Annotated in this window: 1 rRNA gene; it reads right to left on the bottom strand. The window is 50.7% G+C overall.

The features are described 5' to 3' along the window. A 23S ribosomal RNA gene (locus tag FJR09_RS24345) occupies positions 1-1,916 on the bottom strand; the annotation flags it as partial.

The following is a 1,916-nucleotide window of genomic DNA, read 5'->3' as shown; positions in this document are numbered from 1 at the left end:
AGGCTACAGTAAAGCTTCATAGGGTCTTTCTGTCCAGGTGCAGGCAGTCCGTATCTTCACAGACATTCCTATTTCGCCGAGTCTCTCTCTGAGACACCATCCAGATCGTTACGCCTTTCGTGCGGGTCGGAACTTACCCGACAAGGAATTTCGCTACCTTAGGACCGTTATAGTTACGGCCGCCGTTCACCGGGGCTTCAGTCGCCAGCTTTACTTTCGCTGACCAGCTTCCTTAACCTTCCGGCACTGGGCAGGCGTCAGCCCCCATACGTCCTCTTGCGAGTTGGCGGAGACCTGTGTTTTTGGTAAACAGTCGCCTGGATCTCTTCACTGCGACCCACGTCTGAGGTGGGCACCCCTTCTCCCGAAGTTACGGGGCCATTTTGCCGAGTTCCTTAGAGAGAGTTATCTCGCGCCCCTTGGTATTCTCAACCTCCCTACCTGTGTCGGTTTCGGGTACGGGTGTTCTATCTTCATCACATAGCGAGCTTTTCTTGGCACTATCCTTCACCACTCGGAGTTCGTAAACTCCTCCCAAACCAATCAGGGTATGGCTATCTTTGATGCGTCCCTCTCTATGCTCCCACAGAACAGTAAGTGACTATTGACACTTTGTCCATCGACTACGCCCTTCGGCCTCGCCTTAGGTCCCGACTAACCCAGAGTGGACGAACCTGGCTCTGGAACCCTTAGGGTTTCGGGGTGTATGATTCTCACATACATTTGCGCTACTCAAGCCGACATTCTCACTTCCGTTTCGTCCACAGCTGCTCGCCGCTACTGCTTCAACCTACGACGGAACGCTCCCCTACCGATTAATAATTTAATATCAATCCCACAGCTTCGGTACATCGCTTAGCCCCGTTCATTTTCGGCGCAAGATCGCTTGACTAGTGAGCTATTACGCACTCTTTCAAGGGTGGCTGCTTCTAGGCAAACCTCCTAGTTGTCTAGGCAATCTCACCTCCTTTATCACTTAGCGATGATTTGGGGACCTTAGCTGGTGGTCTGGGCTGTTTCCCTCTTGACAATGAAGCTTATCCCCCACTGTCTCACTGGCAATGTCTTCTTCTGGGTATTCTGAGTTTGTCTCGATTTGGTACCGGTCTCCCAGCCCGCACCGAAACAGTGCTTTACCCCCCAAATTTAACCATTACCGCTGCGCCTCAACACATTTCGGGGAGAACCAGCTAGCTCCTGGTTCGATTGGTATTTCACCCCTAACCACACCTCATCCGCTGATTTTTCAACATCAGTCGGTTCGGACCTCCACTTGGTGTTACCCAAGCTTCATCCTGGACATGGTTAGATCACCAGGGTTCGGGTCTATAAACACTGATTTATCGCCCTGTTCAGACTCGGTTTCCCTTTGGCTCCAGCATTCTCGCTTTAACCTACCAGTGCCTATAAGTCGCCGGCTCATTCTTCAACAGGCACGCGGTCATCCGTTAAATCGGACTCCCACTGCTTGTAAGCTTATGGTTTCATGTTCTATTTCACTCCCCTTCCGGGGTTCTTTTCACCTTTCCCTCGCGGTACTTGTTCACTATCGGTCACACAGTAGTATTTAGCCTTACGAGGTGGTCCTCGCTGATTCACATGGAATTCCTCGTGCTCCATGCTACTCGGGATTCAGCTACTATCCTTTGACTTTCAACTACGGGACTTTCACCCCCTCTGGTACAGTATTTAGCTGTTTCGTTTAGTCTCTAGATTCGATCTCGCTGTCCCACGACCCCAGAAGATAAATCCTCTGGTTTAGGCTCTTCCCCTTTCGCTCACCACTACTGAGGGAATCTCTAGTTTGATTTCTCTTCCTCCAGCTACTAAGATGTTTCAGTTCGCTGGGTTGGCTCTTTCCTGTCTATATATTCAACAGGTAGTACATAGGGTTGCCCCATTCGGACATTTCCGGC

Source organism: Dolichospermum sp. UHCC 0406 (genome assembly GCF_009712025.1).
GTDB classification, from domain to species: domain Bacteria; phylum Cyanobacteriota; class Cyanobacteriia; order Cyanobacteriales; family Nostocaceae; genus Dolichospermum; species Dolichospermum lemmermannii.
Note: the sequence above shows the minus strand (reverse complement) of the source record. Positions and strands in the feature narration are given on the sequence as shown.